18 protein-coding genes and 1 riboswitch are annotated in these 19,648 nt (G+C 61.7%); of the genes, 11 read left to right on the top strand and 7 right to left on the bottom strand.

Going from position 1 to position 19,648, the window contains the following annotated elements; genetic code table 11:
* The first annotated feature begins 1 nt into the window (after position 1).
* Entirely contained in the window at positions 2 to 691 is a 690-nt protein-coding gene (locus G502_RS0106450) for a YggS family pyridoxal phosphate-dependent enzyme (protein ID WP_022727843.1), read from the top strand.
* 10 nt (positions 692 to 701) lie between these two features.
* Here G502_RS0106450 and G502_RS0106445 read toward each other — a convergent pair whose 3' ends face one another.
* The 3 genes from G502_RS0106445 to G502_RS0106435 form a co-directional block, all read right to left on the bottom strand.
* Positions 702 to 1,229 (bottom strand): L,D-transpeptidase family protein, encoded by a 528-nt coding sequence (locus tag G502_RS0106445; RefSeq protein WP_155957803.1) that lies wholly within the window; start codon positions 1,227 to 1,229, stop codon positions 702 to 704.
* 157 nt (positions 1,230 to 1,386) lie between these two features.
* Positions 1,387 to 1,938 (bottom strand): alkylhydroperoxidase, AhpD family, encoded by a 552-nt coding sequence (gene ahpD, locus G502_RS0106440; protein WP_022727841.1) that lies wholly within the window; start codon positions 1,936 to 1,938, stop codon positions 1,387 to 1,389.
* 130 nt (positions 1,939 to 2,068) lie between these two features.
* A complete protein-coding gene (locus G502_RS0106435) occupies positions 2,069 to 2,617 on the bottom strand; it encodes a peroxiredoxin (protein WP_022727840.1) in 549 nt (182 codons plus the stop codon).
* A gap of 324 nt (positions 2,618 to 2,941) precedes the next feature.
* Here G502_RS0106435 and uvrB point away from each other — a divergent pair, with 324 nt between their 5' ends.
* The 10 genes from uvrB to G502_RS0106385 all read left to right on the top strand — a co-directional run bounded on the left by uvrB (position 2,942) and on the right by G502_RS0106385 (position 13,856).
* The gene (gene uvrB / locus G502_RS18995; RefSeq protein WP_022727839.1) at positions 2,942 to 5,137 is read left to right on the top strand and encodes an excinuclease ABC subunit UvrB; all 2,196 of its coding nucleotides are present in this window, start codon (positions 2,942 to 2,944) and stop codon (positions 5,135 to 5,137) included.
* 169 nt (positions 5,138 to 5,306) lie between these two features.
* Positions 5,307 to 6,281 (top strand): calcium/sodium antiporter, encoded by a 975-nt coding sequence (locus tag G502_RS0106425; RefSeq protein ID WP_022727838.1) that lies wholly within the window; start codon positions 5,307 to 5,309, stop codon positions 6,279 to 6,281.
* A 102-nt stretch (positions 6,282 to 6,383) separates the two neighbouring features.
* Entirely contained in the window at positions 6,384 to 6,578 is a 195-nt protein-coding gene (locus G502_RS0106420; RefSeq protein ID WP_022727837.1) for a twin transmembrane helix small protein, read from the top strand.
* 40 nt (positions 6,579 to 6,618) lie between these two features.
* A complete protein-coding gene (locus G502_RS0106415) occupies positions 6,619 to 7,188 on the top strand; it encodes a cob(I)yrinic acid a,c-diamide adenosyltransferase (RefSeq protein ID WP_022727836.1) in 570 nt (189 codons plus the stop codon).
* Positions 7,189 to 7,431: 243 nt separating this feature from the next.
* A complete protein-coding gene (locus G502_RS0106410; RefSeq protein ID WP_022727835.1) occupies positions 7,432 to 8,181 on the top strand; it encodes an electron transfer flavoprotein subunit beta/FixA family protein in 750 nt (249 codons plus the stop codon).
* Positions 8,181 to 9,128 carry an electron transfer flavoprotein subunit alpha/FixB family protein gene (locus G502_RS0106405; protein WP_022727834.1) on the top strand — a complete coding sequence of 316 codons (948 nt, stop codon included), beginning with the start codon at positions 8,181 to 8,183 and terminating at the stop codon, positions 9,126 to 9,128. The genes G502_RS0106410 and G502_RS0106405 overlap by 1 nt, the downstream gene beginning before the upstream one ends.
* A 48-nt stretch (positions 9,129 to 9,176) precedes the next feature.
* A complete protein-coding gene (locus G502_RS0106400; protein WP_022727833.1) occupies positions 9,177 to 10,079 on the top strand; it encodes a 3-hydroxybutyryl-CoA dehydrogenase in 903 nt (300 codons plus the stop codon).
* A 129-nt stretch (positions 10,080 to 10,208) separates the two neighbouring features.
* A riboswitch (SAM riboswitch) is annotated at positions 10,209 to 10,285 on the top strand.
* Between the two features lie 102 nt (positions 10,286 to 10,387).
* Positions 10,388 to 11,617, top strand: coding sequence for an O-succinylhomoserine sulfhydrylase (gene metZ / locus G502_RS0106395; RefSeq protein WP_022727832.1), 1,230 nt, complete (start codon positions 10,388 to 10,390; stop codon positions 11,615 to 11,617).
* A gap of 261 nt (positions 11,618 to 11,878) precedes the next feature.
* Complete coding sequence (locus G502_RS0106390) at positions 11,879 to 12,445, top strand: DUF924 family protein (protein ID WP_022727831.1); 567 nt, start codon at positions 11,879 to 11,881, stop codon at positions 12,443 to 12,445.
* A 151-nt stretch (positions 12,446 to 12,596) separates the two neighbouring features.
* Positions 12,597 to 13,856, top strand: coding sequence for a pentapeptide repeat-containing protein (locus G502_RS0106385; protein WP_022727830.1), 1,260 nt, complete (start codon positions 12,597 to 12,599; stop codon positions 13,854 to 13,856).
* 44 nt (positions 13,857 to 13,900) lie between these two features.
* Here G502_RS0106385 and G502_RS18990 read toward each other — a convergent pair whose 3' ends face one another.
* From G502_RS18990 to argH, 4 genes are all read right to left on the bottom strand, one after another.
* Positions 13,901 to 16,405: a TIGR02302 family protein gene (locus G502_RS18990; RefSeq protein ID WP_022727829.1), complete on the bottom strand. Its 2,505-nt coding sequence runs from the start codon at positions 16,403 to 16,405 to the stop codon at positions 13,901 to 13,903.
* Between the two features lie 287 nt (positions 16,406 to 16,692).
* Entirely contained in the window at positions 16,693 to 17,958 is a 1,266-nt protein-coding gene (gene lysA, locus G502_RS0106375; protein ID WP_022727828.1) for a diaminopimelate decarboxylase, read from the bottom strand.
* Positions 17,959 to 17,982: 24 nt separating this feature from the next.
* Positions 17,983 to 18,162: a hypothetical protein gene (locus G502_RS0106370; RefSeq protein WP_022727827.1), complete on the bottom strand. Its 180-nt coding sequence runs from the start codon at positions 18,160 to 18,162 to the stop codon at positions 17,983 to 17,985.
* Positions 18,159 to 19,634, bottom strand: coding sequence for an argininosuccinate lyase (argH, locus tag G502_RS0106365; RefSeq protein ID WP_022727826.1), 1,476 nt, complete (start codon positions 19,632 to 19,634; stop codon positions 18,159 to 18,161). The genes G502_RS0106370 and argH overlap by 4 nt, the downstream gene beginning before the upstream one ends.
* Between the last annotated feature and the right edge of the window lie 14 nt (positions 19,635 to 19,648).

The following is a 19,648-nucleotide window of genomic DNA, read 5'->3' as shown; positions in this document are numbered from 1 at the left end:
CATGCCGGCGGGCAATGAGCCTGACATAGCGACCAACCTTGAACAGATTCACGAGCGCATCGCCCGCGCAGCACAACGGGCCGACAGGAACCCGGATGATGTCACTCTGATTGCCGTCTCGAAGACGCATGACCGCTCACTGGTGGAGGCGGCTCTGGCCACTGGCCAGCGCGTTTTCGGCGAGAATCGGGTGCAGGAAGCCCAGGCCAAGTATCCCGACCTGAAGGCGGCCAACTCTGACCTCGAATTGCACTTGATCGGCCCTCTGCAGACCAACAAGGCCGAGGATGCGGTGGCCCTGTTCGACGTGATTCAGACCCTGGATCGAGAGAAGCTGGCGAAGGCCCTGGTCAAGGCCATGGACAAGCTGGATAGGCGCCCGCGCTGCTACGTCCAGGTCAATGTGGGGGAGGAACCGCAGAAAGCAGGGGTTCTGCCCGAGGAAGCCGATGCCTTCATAAGGCTGTGCCGCGATGACTACGGTCTGCCGGTCGAGGGGGTCATGTGCATCCCGCCTTTGGAAGAGGCGCCGGCACCCTATTTCGCGCTGCTGCGGCAGATCGCCGAGCGCAATGGCCTGTCCGGCCTGTCCATGGGCATGAGCGGTGATTATGAAACGGCCGTGGAACTGGGGGCCACGCAGGTTCGCGTCGGAACGGCCATCTTTGGCGCGCGCCCTCCCCAGTCGTGAGGCTGCCGTTTCAGTGGTCGCGCACCTCTACCATTGAGTCGGGCGTGATGCCTGCCAGCACGATTTCCAGATCCGGGCGCCGCAGGGCCACGCAGCCCAGTGTGGGCGGATACTCCGGCTTCGCACAGTGCAGAAAGATGGCGCTGCCCAGATAGGGCTGGGGCGGGCTGTCATTATGGCCCAGCACCACGAGCAGGTCGTAGAGTTCGTCTTCGCGCCAGAGCTTTTCGTGGCTGGCCTCGAAGGGCAGCTTGACCAGGCGATTGTAGTCGGGGTGGGTTGGGTCGTCACACCAGCCATCATCGGGCCGAAGCCCCCGGCAATCGATTCGGCAGGGCGGCGGTGCGCCGCGGTCCGGCCGATAGAAGAGGCGGCGCAGGGGCCAGTGGCCAAGTGGCGTGGCGCCGTCACCTTCGCGTTTGTCGGCTGCCGGCACGACACCGCCACGCCCAATGGCGCAATGGAATTGCCTCTGGCCGAATTGGGCCAGCCAGCCATCGCTTCCGGAAAAGACAATCAGGTCTTCAGGCTCTGACATGCAGGGCATGATAACGCCCGGCCCTCAGTGAACAAGCATTTGTTCCCATGGCCAGAAAGCAAAAACCCTGGCGCACCGGGGGAGAGAACTGCGCGCCAGGGTTTTGAATTCGGAATTCAATCAATTCCGAAAGCTGCAATCTCCAGAGTGTGCCGGCTCAGGCCGCGGCCTGCTGGGCCTCTGGCATGGCGTCCTCGCCGGTCAGCGTGGCGGAGACGGCATGGACCACGGCGGCGATGCGCAGGGCGTCCTGCACGGCTTCCTTGCTGGCGCCCTTGTTCAGGACTTCACGCTCGTGGGATTCCAGGCACATGCCGCAGCCATTGATGGCGGAGACGGCCAGGGACCAAAGCTCGAAGTCGAGCTTGTCCGCACCCGGATTGGCAATCACGTTCATGCGCAGACGCGCAGGCATCTTGCCGTATTCCGGATTGGAAAGCAGGTGCAGCGAGCGATAGTAGATGTTGTTCATCGCCATGATGGCCGCTGCCGACTTGGCTGCCTTGGTTTCCTCATCGGACAGGTGCTGGCTCGCGTCTTCGGCGATGGCGCTGATGACCTTGGAATTGCCGCTGGCAAGTGCAGAGGCCAGTATGGCGCCCCAGACTTGGCGCTCGTTCAGCGCGGTCGAACTCTGGATGTTGGAGAGATTGAGCTTCAGATCCTTGGCGTAGTCGGGGATCTGGCTCTTGAGAGTGTCTATGGACATGGCAATAGCCTCGGCTGGTTGCTGACGGTTTCAGGATGAGGGGTGAATATGGGCGTGCCGGATCGTCGTTCGGTCTCTTGCGAGGCCGGCCCCGAAGGGCCGGCCGGCAAGATCCTGCTTACGAAAGCAATCAGGCGACCTGCAGAACCTCTTCGCCCTGCTGCCAGTTGCAGGGGCAGAGTTCGTCGGTCTGCAGAGCATCGAGGATGCGCAGGGTCTCCTGCGGGTTGCGGCCAACGCTGAGGTCGTTCACGGAGACGTGGCGGATGATGCCGTCGGGATCGACGATGAAGGTCGCGCGCAGGTCCACGCCCTCGTTCTTGTCGAGGATACCCAGTTCCTGGCTGAGCTCGCGCTTCAGGTCCGAGAGCATCGGAAACTTGAGGTCGCGCAGGTCTTCATGGTCGCGCTTCCAGGCCAGGTGCACGAATTCGCTGTCCGTGGACAGGCCCAGGATCTGCGCGTCACGATCGGCAAATTCCTCGTTCAACTGACTGAAGGCCGCAATTTCCGTCGGGCAGACGAAGGTGAAGTCCTTTGGCCAGGCGAAGAGCACCAGCCACTTGCCTTCGTAGGACTTGTCCGAAATTTCGGTGAAAGCTTCGCTGGGGTTCTTCGGTTGACCCTCGGGAACGGCCTGAAGTTTGAAGGAAGGAAGCTTGTCGCCAACTGTAAGCATGATCTGTCTGTCTCCTATCGAATGTTTAGTTGCGCTACAAATGTTGCAGTGCAGTATCCACCCATATGGGCGGTTCGGGGTGTCTTTCCAACAGAGGAAGAAAATTTTTTGGAATGCTTCCAAAACGCGATATTGAATTAAGAGGCTTTCGCATCTCCGTCAAGAGAAATTTTTGGAATGGTTTTAATCTTCATGTTTATGTCCTGACAGAGAGGCCAAAATTCTGCACACCTCGTATGTGAAAGGCTGTTGAAGGTAAAATTTTAATCCGGAAGGACGTCTGCCCTCTGGCTCAAGGAGCGATTGCCTCTTACATAGGGCAGGATGTCTGAAGCAGTCACACCCACCAAACCCGAAGACAGCAGCGTTTTTCAGCCGCCAACCGGAACGCCGGCCGGCTTCGTCCTTGCATCCGATTTCGAGCCAGCCGGCGACCAGCCCCAGGCGATCACCAGCCTGACCGAAGGATTGCATCAGGGCGAGCGTGACCAGGTTCTGCTGGGGGTCACGGGGTCCGGCAAGACCTTCACGATGGCACATGTCGTCCAGAACCTGCAGCGCCCGACACTGGTCCTGGCGCCCAACAAGACCCTGGCGGCACAGCTCTATGCCGAGATGAAGTCCCTCTTCCCGGAGAATGCGGTGGAGTACTTCGTCTCCTACTACGACTATTACCAGCCCGAAGCCTATGTGCCGCGCAGCGATACCTACGTGGAGAAGGAATCCTCGATCAACGAGCAGATCGACCGTATGCGCCACGCCGCCACGCGCGCGTTGTTCGAACGTCGCGACGTGATCATCGTCGCCTCGGTCTCCTGCATCTACGGTATCGGTTCGCCCGAAACCTATGCCCGCATGACCCTGTCCCTGGAAGCCGGGCAGCAAATCGATCAGAAGCAGCTTCTGGCGGGTTTGACGGAGCTGCAATACAAGCGCAACGACATGAATTTCGTGCGCGGCACCTTTCGAGTGCGCGGTGACAGCCTGGAAATCTTCCCGGCCCACTATGAAGACCGGGCCTGGCGCGTGTCCCTGTTCGGCGACGAGATCGAGGCCATTCACGAGATCGATCCCCTGACCGGCGAGAAGGGTCCGAACCTGAAGTCGGTCAAGGTCTATGCCAACAGCCACTACGTGACACCGCGGCCGACGATCCTCCAGGCCATCGAGCAGATCAAGGCGGACATGAAACTGCGCGTGGACGAGTTCGTGGCCGGCGGCAAGCTGTTGGAGGCCGAAAGGCTGCAGCAGCGCACCGCCTTCGATCTGGAGATGATGGAGGCCACGGGCTCCTGTGCCGGCATCGAGAACTACTCGCGCTATCTCTCGGGTCGCCAGCCCGGCGAGCCACCGCCGACATTGTTCGAATATCTTCCTGAGGATGCACTGCTGATCGTGGACGAGAGCCATGTGACGGTCCCTCAGATCGGCGGCATGTACCGCGGCGACTATGCCCGCAAGTCGACGCTTTCGGAGTACGGCTTCCGCCTGCCCTCCTGCATCGACAACCGGCCGCTGAAGTTCGAGGAATGGGACCTGATGCGCCCGCCCACGGTCTATGTCTCGGCCACGCCGGGCAAGTGGGAGATGGAGCGCACCGGCGGTGTCTTCGTCGAGCAGCTGATCCGCCCCACCGGCCTGATCGACCCGCGCTGCGAGATCCGGCCCACGGAGAGCCAGGTTGACGACGTGATCGCCGAGTGCCGCGCCACCACGGAGCAGGGCTATCGCGTGCTGGTCACCACGCTGACCAAGCGCATGGCCGAGGACCTGACGGAATACCTGCACGAAGCCGGCCTCAAGGTGCGCTACATCCACTCGGACGTGGACACGCTGGAGCGCATCGAGATCATTCGCGACCTGCGGCTTGGCGTCTTTGATGTCCTGGTGGGGATCAACCTGCTGCGCGAGGGGCTTGATATCCCCGAATGCGCCCTTGTCTGCATCCTGGATGCGGACAAGGAGGGCTACTTGCGCTCCACCACCTCTCTGATCCAGACCATCGGCCGGGCGGCGCGCAATGTGGACGGGCGCGTCCTGCTCTATGCCGACAAGATGACGAAGTCGCTGGATGCCGCAATCGGCGAGACGGAGCGGCGGCGCGAGAAGCAGAAGGCCTACAACGAGGCCAACGGAATCACGCCTGAGACCATCCGCAAGCAGATCTCGGACATTCTGGAAAGCGTCTACGAGCGCGACCATGTGACGGTGGAGACAGGCGACGAGGAGACCCGTCATCTGGTGGGCAACAACCTGAAAGCCCATTTGGAGGATCTGGAAAAACGCATGCGCGATGCGGCCGCTAACCTGGAGTTCGAGGAGGCAGCCCGCCTGCGCGACGAGATCCGCAAGCTGGAAGCCAGCGAACTGGAATTGCCGCCTGGCGCAGCGGGTGGCACTGCTGGTCAGGATGGCTTCACGGACAAGGTTGCCCGTGCCGAGGCTCAGAAGAAGAGCCGGAGTTCCAAGGGCGGCGGCAAGAGTGGTCAACCTACAGGGCGGGGGCGCCGAAAGGGCTGACGGCCAACAGTTTTGGCATAGAGGCGGCCGGGGAGCTGCCTGCCATCAAGCAGATTAGGGGGAGTTCGATGGAACCGACTTGTAAAGCGACTGGAAAAGCCAGATTTAGGGAGACAGTCGCTGCTGCATCTGTCTTCCACCCTGCACCGTAACCAATTCCAGGCTATTCATGGTATACATCCTACTTCTCGCCGGCCTGATCCTCTTGTGCGGTGGGGGTGAATTCCTGGTACGCGGTTCGGTCGGGGTTGCGCGACAGCTGGGAATATCACAGCTGCTGATCGGCCTGACACTGGTGGGCTTCGGCACGTCCTCACCTGAACTCGTGGCCTCCGTTCAGGCGGCCCTGGCCGGGGCACCCGGTATTTCCGTCGGCAACGTTGTCGGCTCGAACATCTCCAACATCCTCCTGATTGTCGGCTCGACCGCGGTCATCATGCCGATCCTTTGCAGTCGCTTCGCCCTGAAGCGTGATGGCACGGTGATGCTGTTGGCGACAGTCATCTTCGGTGTTGTCTGTTACCTGGGCTTCATCTCGCGCGGGATTGGCCTTGTCCTTTTCCTCTCGCTGGCGGCCTACCTGACCTTCTGTTATGTCCAGGAACGGCGCAGCACAGCGGCTGCGCGTCTGCACGAGGCCGAGGCAGCCGAAATCGAGGCCCTTCCAGGTTCCTTGACGAAAAACCTGCTGGTCGCGCTTGGCGGTCTGGTGGCTGTGCTTGTGGGCGCCAGCCTTCTTGTGGACTCGGCCATTGAGTTGGCGCGGCTGGCCGGCGTATCGGAAACCCTGATCGGCCTGACGGTGGTGGCCATTGGCACCGCGTTGCCGGAACTGGTGGCGTCGGTGATTGCTGCGCTGAAACGTCACGCCGATGTGGCCTTCGGCAACATCCTGGGCTCGAACCTCTTCAACCTGTTCGGCATCATGGGCGTTACCGCCATGGTGAAGCCCATAGCCGTACCCGAAGAGATCATGCGCCTGGATTACTGGGTATTGCTGGGGGCATCACTGCTGCTGATCCTGGCCGCGACGATTGGTCTGCGCATACGGCGCTGGCAGGGTGCAATTTTCGTCATTCTCTATGCCACCTACCTCTCCTATCTCTATTCCACGGCCGTGACTCCGGTGCCGGCCCCGGTTTAGGGTTTGAGCAGACGCCGCGATGGGATTATGGCTTGTGGGACAAGACCAGCGGCGGCAAGGCCTTCAGCCTTGACGACCTGAAACACAGGATAGACTAAGCTTATGAACGGTTTCATGATGATCCTGGTGGTGATTGCCATGATGCTCACCCTGGGTGTCCTCTTCGCAGGCCTCTTTTCCATGGCCCGGGGCGGAGAATTCAATCAGAAGTATGGCAACAAACTGATGCGCTGGCGCATCATAATGCAGGGCGTGGCCCTGCTGCTCTTCGCATTGGCTGTGCTGGCCGGCAACTAGGCTGCGCATCCGGAACACAAGCGCATCCGGGAGAAATCATTTGGTACAGCTGACCCGCATCTATACCCGCGGCGGTGACAAGGGGAAGACCTCGCTGGCTTCCGGCCGGCGCGTTCCCAAACACGACCTGCGCGTAACCGCCTATGGCACGGTGGACGAGGCCAATGCCGTCCTGGGCCTGCTGCTGGCAGAGGACGGACTGGTGGACAGCGAGCGCAGCCTGCTGGTCAGGGTCCAGAACGACCTGTTCGATCTGGGGGCCGACCTGGCCACGCCGGAGGATCCGGAAGCCGAATACCCGCCGCTGCGTATCACCGAGGCTCAGGTGACCTGGCTTGAACAGCAGATCGATCACTACAATGCGGACCTGGAGCCGCTGAAGACCTTTGTGCTGCCCGGCGGGACGAAGCCGTCGGCCTGGCTCCACCTGGCCCGCACCGTGGTACGTCGTGCCGAACGGGATGCAACCCGGTTGGCCGAAGAGGAGCCCCTGAACATGGAAGCGGTCAAGTACGTCAATCGCCTGTCAGACCTGCTGTTCGTGCTGGGACGCTATCTGAATGAAAAGGGTCGGAACGACGTTCTCTGGGTACCGGGAAAGAATAGATAAGGGGATCGACTGCCACCGGCCGGGCTTTCCGGCCTTGCAGGGTGGTGAGGAAACAGGGCGGAGCGTGCAATTGACACAGGCTGTAGGCCTTCCTATGGTGCAGCGCACAGTCCCGGAGAGCGCCCGTTTTCAGGCGCATGACGGGGCGGGACAGAACCACTGGCCGCGCGGGCAGCGTCCTGCCGGTTTCCATCGCAAAGACGAAAAGCCTCATATAACGAAAGCAGGACTGCAGGATAGCCCATGAAGGTACTGGTCGCCGTCAAGCGCGTCATTGACGCCTACGTCAAGGTCCGTGTGAAGTCCGACGGATCCGGCGTTGAAACCGCGAACGTCAAGATGTCCATGAACCCCTTCTGCGAGATCGCTGTGGAAGAAGCGGTGCGCCTGAAGGAACAGGGAATCGCCAGCGAAGTGGTCGCGGTTTCCTGTGGCCCGCAGGTCAACCAGGAGACCATTCGCACGGCCCTGGCCATGGGCGCTGATCGCGGCATCCTGGTCCAGAGCGACGAGGAATTGCAGCCGCTTGGCATTGCCAAGCTGCTCAAGTCGGTGGTCGAGACGGAACAGCCCGATCTGGTCCTGCTGGGCAAGCAGGCCGTGGACAATGATTTCAACCAGACCGGCCAGATGCTCTCGGCGCTGCTGGGCTGGTCCCAGGGCACCTTCGCCTCCAAGATCGAGCAGCAGGACGGCAAGCTGCGCGTCACCCGCGAGATCGATGGCGGGCTGGAGACGCTTGACCTGGCAACGCCGACCATCGTGACCGCCGACCTGCGCCTCAACGAGCCGCGTTATGCCTCGCTGCCCAACATCATGAAGGCGAAGAAGAAGCCGATCGAGACCATCGAGGCTGGTGAGCTGGGGCTGGATATCGCGCCGCGCCTGAAGGTCCTGAATGTCTCCGAACCGCCAGCCCGCCAGGCTGGTGTGCGTGTCGAGAGCGTTGCGGAACTGATCGACAAGCTGAAGAACGAAGCGAAGGTGATCTGATGAGCATCCTGGTAATTGCCGATCACGAGAACACTCAGCTGGGCGCCGCAACGCTGAGCACCCTGAACGCGGCACAGCAGATCTCTGCCCAGGGCGGCGGTGACATCCATGTCCTGGTCGTGGGCAAGGATTGTGCTGAAGCGGCGAAGGCCGCCCAGAGCCTGCCCGAGGTCAAGAAGGTGCTTCTGGCGGACTCCGAGGAGTACGATCATCTGCTTGCCGAAAATGTGGCGCCATTGGTCGTGAAGCTGGCCGAAAGCTATGACTACATCCTGGCCGGCAGTGCCACCTTCGGAAAGAATGTCCTGCCGCGCGCAGCGGCTCTTCTGGATGTCCAGCCCATCAGTGATATCGTGACTGTCGAAAGTGGCGACACCTTCGTGCGCCCGATCTATGCCGGCAACGCGCTCGCCAAGGTGCAGAGCGGCGACAGCAAGAAACTGATCTCCGTGCGCGGTACGGCCTTTGATGCCGTTTCAGCCGAAGGCGGCAGCGCGGAACTGGAAACACTTGAAGGAGCCGGTGATTCCGGGCTTTCAAGCCATGTGAATTCGGAGTTGACCGAGTCCGAGCGCCCTGAACTGACCACGGCCCGTGTGGTGATTTCCGGTGGACGCGGCATGCAGAGTGGCGACAATTTCGTCATCCTGGAGCGTGTCGCCGACAAGCTGGGGGCTGCGCTGGGGGCAAGCCGTGCTGCTGTTGACGCGGGCTTCGTGCCGAACGACTATCAGGTCGGCCAGACCGGAAAGGTGGTGGCGCCCGAGCTCTACATTGCCGTGGGCATTTCCGGCGCCATCCAGCACCTGGCCGGCATGAAGGATTCCAAGGTGATTGTCGCCATTAACAAGGACGAGGAGGCCCCGATTTTCCAGGTGGCTGACTACGGCCTGGTTGCCGACCTCTTCGAGGCGGTGCCCGAGCTGGAAAAGGCCCTGGACCAGTAAGCCTTTTCATCGGCAACAGGCCCCTCAGGAAGAAAGAGCCAGATCAAGATGTCCCAGGATAACAGCCGAGCAGACTTCACCATCTCGAAAGTCGGTGTCATTGGCGCCGGACAAATGGGCAGCGGCATTGCCCAGGTCTGTGCCCAGGCGGGCTACGAAGTCCTGCTGCAGGACCTTGGCAGTGAACAGCTCGACAAGGCCCTGGCCGGAATCGAGAAGCATCTTGACCGTCAGGTGAAGAAAGAGAAGCTCTCCGACAAGGACAAGGAAGCCGCGCTCAAGCAGATCTCGAAGGCTACGGCGATCTCGGAGCTCTCCGGTTGCGACCTGGTCATCGAGGCGGCGACGGAGAACGAGGATGTCAAGCGCAGCATTTTCCACGAGCTCTGCGAGGAGCTGAAGGAAAATGCCATCATCTGCACTAACACCTCCTCGATCTCGGTAACCCGCTTGGCTTCGACGACGGATCGTCCCGGCCGCTTCATGGGGATGCACTTCATGAATCCCGTGCCTGTGATGCAGCTGGTGGAGCTGATTCGCGGTATTGCCACGGATGAGGACACCTTCGCCACGATCCGGGAACTGACGGAACGGTTGGGCAAGACGCCAGTGGCAGCCGAGGACTTCCCGGCCTTCATCGTCAACCGCATCCTGCTGCCCATGATCAACGAGGCCGTCTATACCCTCTATGAGGGCGTGGGCTCGGTGGAGGCCATTGACACGGCCATGAAACTGGGCGCCAACCATCCCATGGGCCCACTGGAACTGGCCGACTTCATAGGCCTGGACACCTGCCTTGCGGTAATGCACGTGCTTTACGACGGCCTGGCCGACAGCAAATACCGGCCCTGTCCATTGCTGGTGAAGTATGTCGAGGCCGGCTGGGTTGGCCGCAAGGCGGGACGTGGCTTCTATGACTACAGCGGGGACACGCCTGTTCCCACACGATAGAGCCTGTGGTTGCCAGGGCCCGAGTTGAAGACCAGAGATACCAGGAGAACCCGCAGCGCCCGTAGGTGCGGACTCCCAGGAAGATATGGCTCGGCGTCGCCTTGACAGGATCGGGGCGGCGGTCTAGCACTATAAGCCCGTGGCGATTTGTTGACCGGATTGCGGCCACGTTAATCAGCAGCTAAAGGGGTCGGCGCGCCTGTAAAGTCGAGACGGCCGTTTCCCTTGCCAGAGACGGTCTTTTTTATGCCCGCAGGATCAGATTTCTGCGGGTGCGACAAACCAGGGATTCCAAGGAGGACGCGCCGATGAACGATCATTCCAGTCACGATATACCCGGCTGTACCGACAGCGGTCACCCAATCACGGAGGGTTGGAGCGAGGCCACGCTGCTTGTCCAGGGTGGCGTGCAGCGCAGCGGTTTCGATGAAACCTGCGAAGCGCTCTACATGACGTCCGGCTATGTCTATAGTTCCGCCGAGGAAGCAGAGGCCGCGTTCAAGACGGACGGCCTGCGTTTCGTCTATTCCCGCTTTCGCAATCCCACAGTGGAGATGTTCGAGCAGCGCCTCTGCCAGCTGGAAGGCGCCGAAGCCTGCCGCGCCACGGCCAGCGGCATGGCTGCCGTCTGGGCTGCGCTGATTGCCCAGCTGGAATCAGGCGATCGTGTTGTGGCTTCGCGGGCGCTCTTCGGATCCTGTACCGTGATCCTGAATCAGCTGCTGCCGCGTTTCGGCATCGAGACGGTTTTCGTCGATGGCGCCGACCTGGAGCAGTGGGAGGCGGCACTGTCCAAGCCGACCAAGGCAGTTTTCCTGGAGTCGCCTTCAAATCCCGGCCTCGAACTCGTCGACCTGGCCGCTGTGGCTGAGCTGGCACACAAGGTCGGAGCCTGCGTCGTGGTGGACAATGTCTTCGCCTCACCGCTTCTGCAGAAGCCGCTGGACTTGGGCGCCGATGTCGTTGTCTACTCCGCCACCAAGCACATCGATGGGCAGGGGCGCTGCCTGGGAGGCGCTGTCCTTGGCAGTCAGCAGTTCGTCACGGATCATCTGACCCAGATTTTGCGCCATACGGGCCCTGCACTCAGCCCCTTCAATGCCTGGCTGCTGCTCAAGGGGCTTGAAACCCTGCCCTTGCGTATCGAGCGACAGAGCGCCAGTGCCGCGCGCATTGCCGATTTCCTGGCAGAGGAGCATGGTGTTTCGCAAACGCGCTACCCCTTTCGTGCGGATCATCCTCAGGAAGCTCTGGCCCGCCGTCAGATGCGTTCAGGCGGCACGATGGTCACCCTGGAGGTCGAAGGCGGCAAGGAACGTGCTTTTCGCTTTCTGAATGCCCTGAAACTCATCCGAATCTCCAACAACCTGGGCGACTCCAAGAGCCTGGCCACACATCCCGCGACCACCACCCACCAGCGTCTGATACCCGATGAACAGTTGGCTCAGGGAATCACGCCCGGCCTGATCCGGCTTTCGGTGGGCCTGGAAGACGCAGCGGACCTGGAGGCCGACCTGAAGCACGCCCTTGCCGCGTGAGAGGTTACAGCTGGCTGGTGAGAACCGGGGTCAGCAAGCTTGGCTTTTCCCGTCGCGTTATGGTAGCTCATTCAATGGCATGAACATCAGTGGTAAGGCAGTGCTGCTGTTCAAGGATTAAATCGCTTGTGATGACGACCCCGGTTCCGGCCTGCCTGTTTCTATCAGGTGCCGCCTTGGGTAGAGAGTTACGCGGTGCCTGCTACGTGGCATGAATGGCAGGGCGCTAGGTTTGGGGATCTGGAAAAGAGGGATCTAGGAATGACCGGTGCGGAGTCCGTTGCTCAGGCTCACCCCAGGCAGGTGCTTGATTTCTGGTTCGCATCGGAAAGCCGGCCCTACTGGTTTCAGCAGTCCCCGGCCTTCGATGTTGCGGTGGGAGAAGTCCTGGGCCCGCTGCATCGCCTGGCTGTTGCTGAAGCCCTGGAGGATTGGCGGGAGACCCCTGAGGGTGCGCTGGCGCTCGTGTTGTTGCTTGACCAGGTGCCAAGAAACCTGCACCGGGGCCAAGCGCTTGCCTTTGCCTTCGATGCCCGGGCGTTGGCCATCGCGGACGGTGCGATTGCAGCGGGCTTCGACCAACAGCTTTCCATGGAGGAGCGCTTTTTCCTCTATCTGCCCTTCGAACACAGTGAAAATCTTGACGACCAGGAACGTGCCCTGGAACTGATCTCGGTGCTTGGCGACGAAACCTGGACCTACTATGCCCAACGCCATCGGGACATCGTTGCCCGATTCGGCCGCTTTCCCCACCGCAATGCCGCACTTGGCCGTGAGACCACGGAAGCCGAGGCGCAATTCCTGAAAGAACCTGATTCGTCCTTCTGACCGGAAAGCCGTTCCTTACCTGATTGGGATGACTGTCATCCCGCAGAAATTTTAGGAAGATTGCATCAACCTTCCATTAACCTTGATTTGGCGATAATGCTGTCCAAGGGGGGCCAGCCCGCGGGGCGGCCGAGGATGGGGAGGTCAGTCGATGCAACAAGAGACAAGCAGCGATTTCGAGAAACTGGACCAGGAACAGGTAAACGACTCCAGAAAGCGTCACGAAAAGCTGATTCGCGGCCAGGATGGAGGCGTGCGTGCAGATTTCTCCTTCAAGGATCTGCGCGGGCTGGATTTTGCCGGCGCTGATCTCAGCGAGGCCAACTTCACCGGCGCTGCGCTCTATGGCGCCAACTTTGCCCGGGCCAAGCTGGATGGTGCCAATCTGTTTGCTGCGGACCTGAGGGAAACCAACTTCACACGCGCCAGCCTGCGCCGTGCGGACTTGCGCGGTGTCCTGTTGCGTGGCGCAATTCTCGTGGATGCCGATCTTTATGACGCCGACTTGCGGGAAGGCGTTATTGCCATGCGCAACCGCAAGAACGGACTGAACTTTCTTGAACACGAGAAGGATCCCTCGGATCTGGATGGTGCGCTCCTGATCAATGCCAACCTGGAACGGGCCCGGCTGTCCGGCGCTTCTGCGGTGGCTGCCGATTTTACCGATGCGGTGATGAAGGGCTGTCGTCTGGTGCGTGCCAACCTGAAACGGGCAACACTACATGGCGCAAATCTGGACGGAGCGGACCTGAGCGGTGCCGATTTGTCGGGCGCCGACCTGCGTGATGCCGTGATCTGCCACACCCAAACCGTGGAAACGGACTTCTCCGGCGCCGAGATGAATGGTGTGCTGAGCGATGTACCTGTGGGCAAGCCGTTAAGCAGTCTTCCACGACCGCTTGCGGATATGCTGAAGGACCACAATCGCTATGTCAGCAGCCTGGGGCGTGAAGGCCGCACGGCAGAGCTGGACGAGATCGACCTGCGCTCTGCGGAGAGCCTGGCGGGACTGAATCTGGCCGGCATGAAGGCCCGTGGCGCCGTCTTCTATGGCCTGGACATGAAAGGCGTTCACCTCCAGGGCGCCCAGCTTGAGGGCGCGGATCTGCGCATGGCCGATCTGACGGGGGCCGACATGCGCGGTATCAACCTGACCGGCGCGCGTCTGCACCATTGCAACCTGCGCAACTGTGACCTGGGGCCATTGCCGTTGGGACAGGACCGTCTGCTGTCCTCAAGGATGCAGCGAGCCGTACTTCACCATGCAGACCTGCGCGGCGCAAGCCTGCGCAAGGCAAACCTGACGGCGGCCGTGATGAGCCATGCCGATATAGCCGGGGTTGATTTGCGTGGCGCGACACTGGCCGAGACTGTCCTGCCCAAGCAGGCGCCGGTCCGTATCAGTTCATAAGGGCTCGGCCTGGCCGGGTGACGTACGGCTGCCACGAGCGGTTATCAGAATTGTTCCAGCAAGCGATCCAGATACTCGCGTTCCAGTTCCGGACGATCCCGCTGCCCGCTGCGTTGGCGCAGTTCATCCAGGATTTCCCGGGCTCGCTGGAGTTCACCCGCTTCGGGTAGCTGCACCGCCTCGCCCTGGTTGCGTCCCTCGCCTCCAAAACGACGGCCCAGAGGGTCGCGCCCCTGTCCATCCTGCTGGCCCGGCGGGCCGGCAGCGCCCTGGGGCGCGCCCTGCCCCATCTGTTGGGCGAAATTCTCCAGAAGGCTGTCCATTCCCTGCTGCAGCTGATCCAGTGCCCTGGCCTGAGCCTCACCGGCCGGCCCGGGCTGGCCTTCCTGCAAGGCATCCCGGGCAGACCGCATGCTGGTTTCGGCCTGTCCGAGCGGCTGGGGAAGCTCTCCCGTCATGTTGCCGTACTCGCGCATCAGCGCACCCAGCTCACGCCTCAGGTTTTCCTGCTCCTCTGCACTCTGGGACAAAGCATCCCCGTCTTGCGATCCTTCTGCGCCGCGCTGTTGCCCAGGTCCGCTGTCCTGGCCAGGTCTCTGGTCATCACGTGAGAAGGGCTCCGAGGGGGTCTGTCGGGACTGCCTGAAGCTTTCGTCCAGCAAGTTGCTCTGTCCCTGCATGATGTCCTGCAGGCGGTTCATCATTTCACGGGACTGCTGCATCTGCTGCTGCATTTCCGATGACGGCCCGGCGCGCATTTCCAGGTTCTCCAGAATGGACTGCAGTTGAGCCAACATCTCTCGGGCGGCTTCATGGTTACCGCTTTCCATCAGTTCGCGTGCCTGATCCAGCATATCCTGAAGCTGACCGGCACTGACGGCTTGCTGATTGCTTTGAAGCTGCTGGTCCGGCTGCAGCGTGCCATTCTCGGCTGCGCGCATGGCCTCTTCCATCATGGCACGCAAGTAGCGCTGCATGGCGGATTCCATGTCCTCCATCAACCCGGACAAAACCTCGTTCGAGGCTCCAGACTCGAAGGCTTCCTGCAGCTGTTCCTGCAAGTTTCTCAGGTCCTGTTCCGCGAGTGCGGATTCTCCTTCCTCCAGATGCAACGCCGTATCCCACAGCAGGCGCTGCACCTCTTCAATGGCCTTGCGGCTGCGATCGCGCAGCAGGCGCTGTTCGGCCGATCGAATGGCAAGGGCCACAAGGACGTCGTTGCCATAGGCCCTGTTATTCGCGCCAACTTCGGCCAGTGTCCGGGCGACCCAGAAATGCAGCCCCGGCTTGAGGATCAGGCGCTTGCGCTGCTTGATCAGTATTTGGGCAACGGGGTGTGTAAACTCACGCTCAGGCAAGGTTACTCTGACTTCTTCGCTCTTCCCGAGCTGGCTGCGCGCATCCTCGGCCTCGAGCCAAACCTGGGCCTTGAGACCCGCCCATGGATGGGCCGTCAGGTTTTCTAGACCACGACCTTCGGCTTCACGGGGCGTTCCTTGGGGCAGGCTGATCGGCAGCTCCAGCTGCTTGCCTTCGATTGACGAACTTATGGGACGAATCACGAGCCGGAGTGCTGCCAGTCCCTGGTCGTCCTTTGCCTTGTATGCAAACTGCAGGGATTTGCGCTGTGTCTTTGAAGGTGTTTCCTCGAATCGGACAGTGGGAGGCTCGTCAGCATATATATCCACGGTCCAGCTGCCCAGAACCTGCCCATCCTGTACAATCGCAACCTCGCTGTCCTGACGCAGGGGGCTTTCGATCTCGAAAAAGCTCTTTCCGTTCGTCTCGAAGTCTTGTTCGGACTCGGCAAATTGCAGACTGGGTGCCGCATTGCCTCCATTCACACGCGCGGTCAGCCGGCTGCCTTCCGGAACAGCCAGTTGCCTCTTGTCCTGATCAAGATAGATCGGCGCCAGGTCCACGTAATTGGGTGGTGAGATCCAGGCCTCAAGTTCTGCTGTCTGCAGGCTGCCTGACGGCGCCGCCGCGGGATTGACAGCGGCTTCCAACCTTTCCTGCCAGTTTGCGCCCACCGCGAAAAAGGTGACCAGCAAGAGCAAGCAGAGTACGGCCCGCAGGCCGAATGGGTCCACGCGGCTCCAGCCGGCGCGTGGGGCTTCCAGCTTCAAGGGGCCCGACTGCGCCTGCAACCTCCGTTGATGCAAGCGCCAGAGCCCGCTCGAGAGCGTGTTGGCCTCTCCGGCGGGTTGGTCCTCCAGTCCGCTGATGGGGCGATGCGCAAGTGCACTGTCGCGTTCCAGGCGTCGCTGTGCTGCGCTTCGGCTAGGCCAGGTCAGGCCGTGCAGGGCACGGTAGATGAGCAGCAGGGCCGCAAGGCCGAAACCGGCCAGGATCAAACCGTGCAACCAGCCGGGTAACAGCGGTAGCACACCGCTCAAGGCCACGAGCAGGAAGGCGCCAGCTAGTCCAGCCAGAGGCCAGACTCGCGGCCAGATGGCTTCCCACAGCAGGGCGGCGCGGGAAAGCAGCTGGAGCCACTGCAGGCGCATCAGATCGACTCCCGAAACGCCAGCAGAGCTGAGCACCATGTAAGGAACTTCCGGAGCGCCAAGCCGAAGGGCGATGCGCCGGGTTCAGGGACGGGATTCATGCTTTCAGATCTCGTGGACAGGCACCTCATGCTGAAGCTCTGTCCCGCAAGGGCATGCCTTGAGGTGGAGGAGCTGCAACAGGGGGCCGCACGCGCGACTTCATAGCGGACTCTTTTCTACTCTGGCAGTTCTCGATCAGGGTAACCGAGCTGCCAGCCTATCTGAAGTGTCGGTTTTCAGACTGTCCGCAAAAGATGGCAGTTTGCAGGCAGTGACTGCGGCCGCTATGACCACTCCGGCAGCTGTTCCATGGCCATCAAGTCTGCATGTCCGGGCCGGGTACGGATGATGCTGTAGCTACCGCCTGAAACCATGACTTCAGGCGCCGGCAGGCGCGAATTGTAGGTCGAGGACATGGTGGCGCCATAGGCGCCTGCGGCACAGATGGCCAGGCCATCGCCCGGGCCCAGTTCGGGCAGGACGCGCCCCGAGGCAAAGACGTCGCTGCTTTCGCAGACAGGGCCGACAACGTCACAAGCCTGTTGCTCTGTGTCCGGACGCGCTTCACGCAGGGGCAGGATCTCATGCCAGGCGTCATAGAGGGCCGGGCGCAACAGGTCATTCATCGCGGCATCCAGGATGACAAACCGCCGGCTGCGTCCCTGTTTCACGAAGAGGACGCGGGACAGCAGTATGCCGGCGTCCCCGACCAGGTGGCGCCCCGGCTCGAAGATCAGGGGCACCCCCAATGGGCCGAGGGTGCGGCGGACCACGGCAGCGTAGTCCTCAACGGAGGGCAGGCCCTCGCCCTGGTAGGCGATTCCGAGCCCGCCGCCGGCATCCAGGCGTTTCAGGTCATGCCCGGCATCGCGCAGTTGGGTGAAGAGGTCCGCGATTCTCTGGAAGGCCGCTTCGAAAGGCCCCAACTGGGTGATCTGCGATCCGATATGCACGGCCAGGCCTTCGATTCTCACACCTGGCAATGCATCGGCCAGCTGCAGCAGTTCAGGCACGTCCTGGAAATCGATGCCGAATTTGTTCTCGGATTTTCCGGTGGTGATCTTGGCATGCGTCTTGGCATCCACGTCGGGATTGACGCGCAAGGCCACGGGAGCTGTTTTTCCCTGGTTGCGGGCGACGCTGTCGAGGCGGCGCAGCTCCTCGCGGGATTCCACGTTGAACTGCAGGATGCCGGACGCCAGCCCCAGGGCCATTTCCGCATCGCTCTTGCCCACTCCGGCAAAGACGATCTTCTCGCCGGGAATGCCGGCTGCCAGGGCGCGGCGCAACTCACCTTCCGAAACCACGTCGGCGCCGGCACCCAGTTCGGCAAAGCAGCGAATGACGGCGAGATGCGGGTTGGCTTTCACGGCGTAACAGACCTGGGCGTTCAGACCGGCTTCCTTGAGGGCGCCGGCAAAGCGCCGATAGGCCGATTCCAGGGCCGTCTGGGAATAGACGAAGGCGGGCGTGCCGACCTGGTCCATCAGGCGGTCCAGCGGCAGGTCTTCAGCATGCAGGATGCCGTTACGGTAGGCAAAGGTGCTCATGATTAAACGGTGCTTCCAGCCGGGTCAGTCGTCTTCGGGGTCACGCGCGGGTACAACGGTCGAAGGCTTCGGGTAGACTTCGGGGTAGGTGAAGGCGTCCTCGCGCCCCTCGGGGGGATTGATGGTCCCCTTCTTTCCACAGGCGGGCAGCAGCAGGGCCGACAGGAGTGCCAGCATCAAGGCGGAACGAGACAGACGTGTCATGACAGGAACCTTTCCCGGGCTGCGGCAATGGCCTCGCGAACACGCTCGGGTGCTGTACCGCCCTGAGAGCGGCGGCTGGCCACCGAGCGTTCCACGGTCAGCACCTCGTAGACATCTTCGGTGATGCGCGGCTCCACGGCCTGCATCTCCTCGAGCGTAAGCGCGACAAGGTCGCGGCCGTCGGCTTCGGCCTTGGCCACCAGCGAACCGGTTACGTGATGGGCCTGGCGGAAGGGCAGGTTCAGGACGCGTACCAGCCAGTCGGCCAGGTCCGTGGCGGTGAGAAAGCCCTTGGTGGTGGCCGCATGCATGCGTTCGCGATCGGCCTTCATGTCGCGCACCATGCCGGTGGTGGCCGAAAGCGCCAGCGCCAGGGTGTCGGCGGCCTCGAAGACCGGCTCCTTGTCTTCCTGCATGTCCTTGCCATAGGCCAGCGGCAGTCCCTTCATGACGATCAGCAGGGAATTGAGGGCGCCGATCAGTCGGCCGGGCTTGGCGCGCACCAGTTCGGCCGCATCGGGGTTCTTCTTCTGCGGCATAATGGAGCTGCCGGTGGTGAAGGCGTCGCTCAAGTGGATGAAACGGAAGCCCTCGGAACACCAGATCACGATCTCCTCGGCGAAGCGCGAAAGGTGTACACCCAGCAGACTGGCCGCCGAGAGGAACTCCACGGCGAAATCGCGGTCCGAGACGGCATCCAGGGAGTTGGCCATGGGCCGCTCGAAACCGAGCGCCCGGGCCGTCATCTCGCGGTTGATGGGAAAGCTGGTACCAGCCAGGGCGGCGGCCCCCAGTGGCGATTCGTTCAGGCGCTTGCGGCAGTCGGCGAAGCGGCCGCGATCACGGCCAAGCATCTCCACATAGGCCAGCATGTGGTGGGCGAAGGTGACCGGCTGGGCTGCCTGCAGATGGGTGTAGCCCGGCATGATGGTCTCGGATTCCGTTTCGGCCTGGTCCAGCAGGGCGGACTGCAGGTCGGCCAGCAGGCCGTCCAGCACATCGATGGTATCGCGCACCCACAGGCGGAAGTCGGTGGCCACCTGATCGTTGCGCGAGCGCGCGGTGTGCAGGCGGCCGGCCGGTTCGCCGATCAGTTCGCGCAGGCGAGATTCCACATTCATGTGGATGTCTTCGAGGGCAGCGGAGAAGGTGAAGTCGCCGTCTTCGATTTCCTGCCGGATTCGTTCCAGGCCGTCCTGGATGGCGGCATTGTCCTCCTGGGTAAGAATGCCGCATTCCGCCAGCATGGCCGCGTGTGCTTGACTGGCCTTGATATCCTGGGCGTAGAAACGGCGGTCCACGTCGATGGAGGCGTTGATGCGCTCCATCACCTCGGAGGGTGCCGTGGTGAAGCGGCCGCCCCACATCTGGTTGCTGGGCGCGTCGCTTTGGGCCTCGCCCGGCGTGCTGCCGGAGGCCTTTGCGGAAGTGCTGTCGGACCCCTTGCGGTCCCGGGAGGAGTGCGTACTCATGAGCGGAATTGTTT

It is taken from the genome of Fodinicurvata sediminis DSM 21159 (assembly GCF_000420625.1).
GTDB lineage: Bacteria > Pseudomonadota > Alphaproteobacteria > Kiloniellales > DSM-21159 > Fodinicurvata > Fodinicurvata sediminis.
This window is presented reverse-complemented; position numbering and strand designations above follow the sequence as displayed.